Source organism: Streptomyces sp. NPDC050121, assembly GCF_044460385.1.
Lineage (GTDB): Bacteria > Actinomycetota > Actinomycetes > Streptomycetales > Streptomycetaceae > Streptomyces > Streptomyces soliscabiei.
Genome location: NZ_JBITJV010000031.1, coordinates 113,571 through 121,919, shown reverse-complemented (window position 1 = coordinate 121,919; position 8,349 = coordinate 113,571). Strand labels below are relative to the sequence as shown.

Annotated in this window: 9 protein-coding genes; all 9 read left to right on the top strand. The window is 69.4% G+C overall.

Annotated features, from left to right (window positions below; all coding sequences use genetic code 11):
- Positions 1–131: 131 nt before the first annotated feature.
- The 9 genes from ACIBTS_RS35880 to ACIBTS_RS35840 all read left to right on the top strand — a co-directional run bounded on the left by ACIBTS_RS35880 (position 132) and on the right by ACIBTS_RS35840 (position 8,197).
- Positions 132–776: an HAD family hydrolase gene (locus tag ACIBTS_RS35880; protein ID WP_399324870.1), complete on the top strand. Its 645-nt coding sequence runs from the start codon at positions 132–134 to the stop codon at positions 774–776.
- 92 nt (positions 777–868) lie between these two features.
- A complete protein-coding gene (locus ACIBTS_RS35875) occupies positions 869–1,609 on the top strand; it encodes a VC0807 family protein (protein WP_399324869.1) in 741 nt (246 codons plus the stop codon).
- 105 nt (positions 1,610–1,714) lie between these two features.
- Complete coding sequence (locus tag ACIBTS_RS35870) at positions 1,715–2,956, top strand: MFS transporter (RefSeq protein WP_399324868.1); 1,242 nt, start codon at positions 1,715–1,717, stop codon at positions 2,954–2,956.
- Positions 2,907–4,079 carry an acetoin utilization protein AcuC gene (locus tag ACIBTS_RS35865; protein WP_399324867.1) on the top strand — a complete coding sequence of 391 codons (1,173 nt, stop codon included), beginning with the start codon at positions 2,907–2,909 and terminating at the stop codon, positions 4,077–4,079. The genes ACIBTS_RS35870 and ACIBTS_RS35865 overlap by 50 nt, the downstream gene beginning before the upstream one ends.
- A gap of 197 nt (positions 4,080–4,276) precedes the next feature.
- On the top strand, positions 4,277–5,092 hold the full coding sequence (locus ACIBTS_RS35860) for a phosphatase (protein WP_399324866.1): 816 nt from the start codon (positions 4,277–4,279) through the stop codon (positions 5,090–5,092).
- 145 nt (positions 5,093–5,237) lie between these two features.
- Positions 5,238–5,450, top strand: a complete 213-nt coding sequence (locus tag ACIBTS_RS35855; protein WP_004984898.1) for a helix-turn-helix domain-containing protein — start codon at positions 5,238–5,240, stop codon at positions 5,448–5,450.
- Between the two features lie 155 nt (positions 5,451–5,605).
- Entirely contained in the window at positions 5,606–5,704 is a 99-nt protein-coding gene (locus ACIBTS_RS35850; RefSeq protein ID WP_003948845.1) for a 30S ribosomal protein bS22, read from the top strand.
- A gap of 322 nt (positions 5,705–6,026) precedes the next feature.
- Positions 6,027–7,100, top strand: coding sequence for an NAD-dependent epimerase/dehydratase family protein (locus tag ACIBTS_RS35845; protein ID WP_319677434.1), 1,074 nt, complete (start codon positions 6,027–6,029; stop codon positions 7,098–7,100).
- A 14-nt stretch (positions 7,101–7,114) separates the two neighbouring features.
- Positions 7,115–8,197: a lysophospholipid acyltransferase family protein gene (locus ACIBTS_RS35840; RefSeq protein WP_399324865.1), complete on the top strand. Its 1,083-nt coding sequence runs from the start codon at positions 7,115–7,117 to the stop codon at positions 8,195–8,197.
- Positions 8,198–8,349: the final 152 nt, after the last annotated feature.

Here is an 8,349-nt window from a genome sequence, read left to right as displayed (position 1 = left end):
ATGGTACTGCAGGGGGGACCCTGTGGGAGAGTAGGACACCGCCGAACAAATATTGAGGAAACCCCCGTGCCATTCGCACGGGGGTTTTCTGCGTTCGGGACTTGTTTTCAGGACTCGTTTAGGGTCGAGTCATGCGCTACGACCTGGTGATCTTCGACAACGACGGTGTCCTCGTGGACAGCGAGCCGATCTCGAACCGGCTGCTGGCCGCCTATCTGACCGAGCTCGGGCACCCCACCTCCTACGAGGACTCCATCCGGGACTACATGGGATCTGCCATGCACCGGATCCACGACCTGGTCGAGGAGCGCACAGGGGAACGCTTGCCGGCGGAGTTCGACGACACGTTCCACCGGCGGGTGTTCGCGGCTTTCGAGCAGGAGCTGGACCCCGTGGCGGGTGCTGTGGACGTCCTCGCGAAGCTGGCCGCGGACGGGGTGCCGTACTGCGTGGCCTCCTCGGGGAGCCATGAGCGGATTCGGGTGGGGCATCGGACGACCGGGCTGGACCGGTGGTTCGAGGACGCCCGCATCTTCAGCTCGCAGGACGTGGGCAAGGGGAAGCCGGCGCCGGATCTGTTCCTGTACGCGGCCCAGCGGATGGGAGTGGCACCGGGGCGCTGTGTGGTCGTGGAGGACAGTCCACTGGGCGTGCAGGCGGCCGTGGCGGCCCGGATGGACGTACTCGGGTTCACGGCGATGACGCCGGCCTCGAAGCTTGCGGGAGCCAATCAACTCTTCTCCGACATGGGCGAGTTGGCTGACCTGCTGATCTGACGGACGATCGGGTGGCGGGCTGACATTTGTCATGCGTAGCTCCGGACGTTCGTTTCTACTGGGGGACCCCTCCCGGCGGCGAAGCTGAGGACATGACGACGAACCAGCACAAGAAGCAGAACGCCTTCGCTCCGCTGCTCCTGGACGTGGCGGTGCCGCTCGGGTCGTACTACCTGTTCAAGGGTGCGTTCGGGATGAGTACCTTCGCCGCTCTCGCCTGGAGCAGCGTCGTGCCGGCCGGGCGGACCGTGTGGAGTGCGGTCAGGGAGCGGACGCTCAACGGGCTGGCCGGGCTCATCCTCGTCGTCAACGTCGTCGGGCTGGTGCTCAGCTTCGTCTCCGGGGATCCGCGGCTGATGCTGGCCAAGGACAGCGGGGTCAGCAGCACGGTCGGGATCGGGATCCTGGTCTCCGTGGCGCTGGGGCGGCCGATGATGACCGCCGGGCTCAAGCCGTTCCTGGTGAAGGGCGACGCGGTCAAGGAGGCCGCGTGGGAGCGGCTGGAGAGTGGTGTGGCGGCTGCGTCGGCGGACTTCCGGCGTCGGGAGCGGGCCTTCTCCCTCGTGTGGGGTGTGGTGCTGCTCGCCGAGTGCGTGCTGCGGGTTGTGGGGGCGTACACGGTGCCGGTGGACACCATGGTGTGGCTGGGGTCCGTGGTGATGGTCGTGGCGATCGGCATGGGGATCGTGGTCGGCGGGGCGCTCGGCGCCGGGCCGATGGAGGCGATGCTCCGTTCCGAGGTGAAGACCGGGGAGACGGGGGAGACGGGGGCGACCGGGGAGGCCGAGGCCGATGCCCAGGTCGAGATGCCCGAGGTCGTCCTCGCCCGGTAACTCGGGTGCCGCCGCCGGAGGCGCTGCCGAGTCCGGGAAAGCTGAAGAGAATTCATCTTTGGCTGGATCTACCCACGAGTACTCAGGGGCCCTACGCTCGCCGCCATGACAGAAGTGCTGCGGCGCGGTAGGGCCTCTTTGGCGTTCAGCTTCTTCGCGCAGGGGGCCGCCTTTGCGCTGCTCGTGACGAGGATCCCGGCCATCCAGGACAGGTACGGGGTGTCGGACGGGCTGCTGCCCGTCTTCCTCGCCGCGGTGCCCGTCCTGGCCGGGGTCGGGAGCGTGACGACCGAGCAGTTGGTGAAGCGGATACCGCCCAGCCTGCTGCTGCGCTGGTCCCAACCGGTCGTGCTGCTGGCGCTGCTCGGGGTCGGGGCGGGGCGCGGGATGGTCGAGCTGGGGGTGGCCCTGGCGGCGTTCGGGCTCGCGGTGGGGGCGCTGGACGCGTCGATGAACATGTTGGGGGTGAGTCTGCAGCGGGCGTACGGGCGGAGCATCATGCTCAGTTTCCATGCCGTGTACAGCCTGGGCGGGATCGTGGGGGCCTCGCTGGCGTGGGTGGGGGCGCACTGGCATCTCGCGTTGTGGGTGTCGTATCTGCCGGTGGTGGCCGTGCTGTTGCCGGCCGCACTGGTGGGGAGCCGGTGGTATGTCGACGGGGTGGACGGGGTCGGCGAGGGGGGTGCGGCCGGGGCTGTGGATGAGGGCAGCGCGGAAAGTGGCGGTACGGGTGTCGTCTTCAAGCTTCTGCTGCCGTTGTGTCTGGTGATGTCGTTCACCTATATCGGGGACTCGACCGTCTCCAACTGGAGTGCGAAGTATCTGCAGGACGTGCTGGGGAGCTCGGAGCAGCTGGCGACCGTCCCGTTCAACGTGTACATGGTGACCACGTTGCTGGGGCGGGCCATCGGGGACTTCGGGGTGCGGCGGTTCGGGGCGGCGGCCGTGGTGCGGGTGGGGGCGCTGGTGGCGGCCGGCGGGTTCGCGGTGGTGGCGGTCGCGCCCGGGGCCTGGGTGGGGATGCTCGGGTTCACGCTCGTCGGGCTGGGGCTGTGTGTGCTGGTACCGCAGACGTTCGCGGCGGCGGGGCGGTTGTTCCCCGGGGCTTCGGATGCGGCGATCGCGCGCCTGAATATTTTCAACTACGTCGGGTTTTTGATCGGTTCGCCGTTGGTGGGGGCGTTGGGGGACGCCTGGACCTATCGGGGGGCGATGGTGGTGCCGATGGTGTTGGTGCTGGTGACGTTGGTGTACGCCCGGTCGTTCGAGGCTCAACCGGACCGATACGGTGGCGGGCATGAGCGGCCGCGCACAGCTGATGTGGGACGAGGCAGTAACGGGCTATGACTTCGGGCCCGAGCATCCGATGGATCCGGTCCGGCTGGATCTGACCCGGAGGCTGGTCGGTGCCCTGGGGCTCGACCGGGAGGTGGACGTCGTCGCGGCGAAGCCCGCCGGGGAGTCGACGTTGCGGCTCGTGCACCGGCAGGACTACGTCGAGGCCGTGAAGGCGGCGTCGGCGGATCCGGGGGCGGCGGACCAGTCGTACGGTCTGGGGACGATGGACGATCCGGCCTTCGCGGGGATGCACGAGGTGTCCGCTCTCATCGCCGGGTTGTCGGTGGGGGCCGCGGAGAGCGTGTGGCGGGGGGAGGCGCTGCACGCGGTGAACTTCGCGGGCGGGCTGCACCATGCCATGCCGGGGGGTGCGTCGGGGTTCTGCATCTACAACGACGCGTCGTTGGCGATCGCCCGGCTGCTGGAGCTGGGGGCCGAGCGGGTCGCGTACGTGGATGTGGACGTCCATCACGGGGACGGGGTGCAGGCGGCGTTCTGGGAGGACCCGCGGGTGCTGACGATCTCGTTGCACGAGCACCCCCGTACGTTGTTCCCGCAGACCGGGTGGCCGGAGGAGACCGGTGGGGAGGGGGCGGAGGGGTCCGCGGTGAACGTCGCTCTGCCGGCGGGGACCGGGGACGCGGGGTGGCTGCGGGCTTTTCACTCGGTGGTGCCGGAGCTGATCGCCGATTTCCGGCCCGATGTGCTGGTGACCCAGCACGGGGCCGACACGCACTTCGAGGATCCGCTGGCTCATCTCGCGGTGTCGCTCGATGCGCAGCGGGCTGTGCAGGTGGCCTGTCATGAGCTGGCGCACGAGTACGCCGGGGGGAAGTGGGTCGCGTTGGGCGGGGGTGGATACGCGGTGGTGGAGGTGGTGCCGCGGTCGTGGACGCACCTGGTGGGGGTGGCGGCGGGGGTGCCGGTGGCTCCGGAGACGGTGATTCCTGAGGGGTGGCGGCAGGAGGTCTTCGCTCGTACGCGGCAGTTGGGGCCGGCGCGGATGACTGATGGGCGGTGGCCGGTGCGGTGGGCCGGGTGGGAGGCGGGGTACGACCCCGCGGATCGGCTGGATCAGGCTGTGCTGGCTGCTCGGCGGGCGGTGTTTCCCCTGCGGGGGCTGCTGGCCTAGTTTTTCGCCCCCGCCGCCCCTTCCCGTTCCCATCCCCTGGGGCCGCGCCCCCAGACCCCCGCTTTCGGCCCCTGAGGGCCTCGTCCTCAAGCTCACCCAGAGGGGGGACCCCCAACGGGCCGGAGTGCTTACGCCAACTGTGCGGTGTTCCCCCGTTTCCGTCCCGGTCCCCGCTTCCGTCCGTCAGCATCGCTGTCGTGTTCAGTTCTGGGGGGATTCGGGCGCATCTGCTGGCTGCGCGGCTGGCCGGGGTGGTGGCTACCTCTCGGGAGGAGAGTCTGCGGAGTTATCGGCTCTTCGCCGCGCGGGATCCTCGGGTGCTGATCGGGCTTGATCCGGAACGAAGCTGGGGGCAGCGGGATCTGATCGCGTTGATGGCGGACAAGTGCGGGGTTTCGGCCGATCCTCGATGCGTGTCCGGGCATGATGTGATCGACCCCGAGCGGACGGTGGCCGCGCTCGACGCGTTCGCGGATCGGCTCGCCTCGGTAGCCCAGCGTGGTGCTGCCGTGCTGCTCGGCACCGGGCATCCGCATCGGCTGCTGGGGTTCTACGCCGCTCTTGCGGACGCTTTGTCGGCGGCGGGATGTGAAGTCCTCACCCCGGCGCAGGGTCACTGTGTCGACATAACGACCCGGTTCGGTCTACGCACGCACACCCTGGACTACGTACGGGGAGTCGCGGTCGTCCGGGAGGCCGGGGGTGAACGCGCCGGTTGTGCGACGGGTGTGCACAGTCATTCGCCGCTGCCGGTTCGGGTCGCTCTCGACGCGGCGGCCGAGGGTGCGGGGCGGCTGCCCGAGCTCGTCATCGGGGACCATGGGTGGGTTTGCGGGGCAGGTCAGCTGGGGTTCGAGGCCATCGGGCCGGCCGACACCGACGACCCCGCGCTGTTCGTCGGGGAGGCCGAGGGGGTCGTCTCCGTGGCCGTTCCACTTGATGACGGTGTGCGGTCGGATTACTACAGGCCGCTTACCCGCTACGTACTCAATCGAGCGTGTCTGTCACAGTAGGCCTGCGATAGGTATGCGATGGGTGCACCTCTTCCCCACTCGCATCACCCGCCCCTACATTGGGGAGTGAGCACGCAGCGACGAAGAGTCACCGGAAGGGGAAGCCGGTGGCCGTCGAGTCGAGTGCGGAAGGTTCAGGTGTGTCATGGCTGCAGCTGGCGAGAGGCCTCTGAACGAGGTTCAGTTCCTTACCGTGGCGGAAGTCGCCTCGGTGATGCGAGTGTCGAAGATGACCGTGTACCGGCTGGTGCACAGTGGTCATCTGCCCGCGATCCGGGTGGGGCGGTCCTTCCGCGTCCCCGAGCAAGCGGTTCACGAGTACCTCCGCGAGAGCTATGTGGGGGTGGAAACAGCCTGACGACAGTGGGCCGGGGGGATCCTCAGGGCTCTTCCGGATCTCCCCGATCCGCCTCGATTACGACCTCAGCGCTCGGGCGGGTAGGCTAGCCCCTCGTAGGTCGTATGGGCCCATGGCGCCCAGCACCGAGTGATGAGAAGTGAGCGAGGGTAGTCGTGGGCTCTGTTATCAAGAAGCGGCGCAAGCGGATGGCCAAGAAGAAGCACCGCAAGCTGCTCAAGCGCACGCGCGTTCAGCGTCGCAACAAGAAGTAAGCGCACGTCCTTACTTCTTCGCCGACGCGAGCCGCGTAGGCGTGGTGTGGCCCCCCACCGTGTTGTCGGTGGGGGGCCACACGTATGTCCGGGTGTCGTGCGGCCGGTTGAACGCCGTGCGTATGCCTGGACTGGCACCATGGCTGATCTGGTCGTACGACCGAAGGTTGTGGTGACGTCGTGCGCCGGGTGGTCATCACGGCGCAACATCGACCCGCTAAGTTGGCCCGCGGGCGGGGAACACGGCAGGGTGGCCGAGCAGTACCAGGATGGTTCCAGGGCGGTTCCAGGGCGGTTCCAGGACGGAAGGAAGGCGCTGATCTTGGGGAAGGTCGTGCTCGTTACCGGAGTGGCCCGTCAGCTGGGGGGCCGGTTCGTACGACGGATCCAGCGTGACCCACGGGTCGACCGGGTGATCGCCGTGGACGCCGTGCGGCCCGAGCACCATCTCGGGGGCGCCGACTTCATCCAGGCCGACATCCGGCAGCCCACCATCGCGCGGGTTCTCGCCGAGACCGGCGCCGACACGGTCGTCCACCTGGACGTGACGGCGACGGCGCTGGGCAGTGGCAGCCGGACCACGGTCAAGGAGACCAATGTCATCGGCACCATGCAGTTGTTGGGGGCCTGTCAGAAGTCGCCGAGCGTGAAGCGACTGGTCGTCAAGTCCTCCACCAACGTGTACGGGTCCGCGCCGCGTGATCCGGCCGTGTTCACCGAGACGACCCCGCCCAAGTCGCTGCCCAGCGGCGGCTTCGCCAAGGACGCCGTCGAGGTCGAGGGGTATGTGCGCGGGTTCGCCCGGCGGCGGCCCGATGTCGCCGTGTGCGTGCTGCGGTTCGCCAACATCCTGGGGCCGACCGCCGAGACGCCGCTCGCTTCGTACTTCTCGCTGCCCGTGCTGCCCACCGTGTTCGGCTATGACCCGCGGCTGCAGTTCGCGCACGAGGACGACGTGATCGACGTGCTGCGGATCGCCTCGCACGAGCCCGAGCGCGGCACGCTCAACAGCGGCACGTTCAACATCGCCGGGGACGGCGTGCTGTTGCTGTCGCAGTGCTCGCGGCGGCTGGGGCGGCCCACCGTGCCGCTGCTGCTGCCCGCCGTCACCTGGGCGGGGTCCCTGGTGCGTACGCTGGGCATGACGGACTTCTCGCCCGAGCAGATCCGGCTGCTCACCCACGGCCGGGTCGTGTCGACGGACCAGATGCGCGAGACGCTGGGGTTCATGCCGCGGTACACGACGGCCGAGACCTTCGCGGATTTCGCGCGCAGTCACGGCCCCGGGCTCCTGCCGCCCGAGGCCGTCGCCGGGGCCGTGGACCGGATCGCCGCCCTGCCGCTGCCGGGCGGCGGGCACGCCCCGGCTCACCCCCCGACGCCGAGCGCCAACTGAGGAGCGCATCAACGATGGCGGACGCCAAGGTCATTCCGTTCGACGACGACCGGACCCGGGGAAGCGCCGTGGCGCGGCCGCCGCGGCGCCGGGGTGTGGGGAGCCGGCGCAAGAACGGCGAGCCCGCGCCGGTCCGGGAGATCGGCGAGATCGGCCAGGCCGGTGAGGTCGGTGAGGTCCAGCCCCTGCCCACCAGGGCGGTTGGGCAGGATGATGTTTCTGTGACGGGTGAGGAACGGGCGCGCGAGGGCGTGGGCGGCGGCCTGGAGCGGCGGATCGCGGGCGGGCTGTCGTTCCTGCGCCGGCGTCTCACGGGCGACTACGAGGTCGACGACTTCGGCTACGACGAGGAGCTGACCGACCAGGTCCTGATGTCCCTGCTGCGGCCGGTGTACGACAAGTACTTCCGGGTCGAGGTGAAGGGCATCGAGAACATCCCGGCCGAGGGGGGCGCGCTGATCGTCGCCAACCATTCCGGGACGCTGCCGTTGGACGGCCTGATGATGCAGGTCGCCGTCCACGACCGTCACCCGGCGGGCCGGCATCTGCGGCTGCTGGCCGCGGACCTCGTCTTCGTGCTGCCGGTCGTCAACGAGCTGGCCCGCAAGCTGGGGCACACCCTCGCATGCGCGGAGGACGCCGAACGGCTGCTGGGCCAGGGCGAACTGGTCGGGGTGATGCCGGAGGGCTTCAAGGGCATCGGGAAGCCCTTCAGCGAGCGGTACAAGCTCCAGCGGTTCGGCCGGGGCGGCTTCGTCTCCACGGCCCTGCGCCAGGGCGCTCCGATCATCCCGTGCTCGATCGTCGGGGCGGAGGAGATCTACCCGATGATCGGCAACGCCAAGACCCTCGCCCGGGTCCTGGGCTTCCCGTACTTCCCGCTGACGCCGACCTTCCCGTGGCTGGGCCCGCTGGGCGCCGTCCCGCTGCCGACGAAGTGGACGATCCAGTTCGGCGAGCCGATCCCGACGGACGGCTATCCGCCGGAGGCGGCGGAGGACCCGATGCTGATGTTCAACCTGACGGACCAGGTCCGCGAACAGATCCAGCACACGCTGTACAAGTTGCTGGTGCAGCGGCGGTCGGTGTTCTTTTGACGGTTTTGGCGCTTTTCGTGGTTACGGCGGTGGGGGGGGGGGGGGGGGGGGGGGGGGGGGGCCCCCCGCGCGGGGGGGGGGGGGGGGGGGGGGGGGGGGGGCCACCAGCCGTCCGCCCCGGGCGGAGACGCCTGCGGCTGGACGGGCGGCTG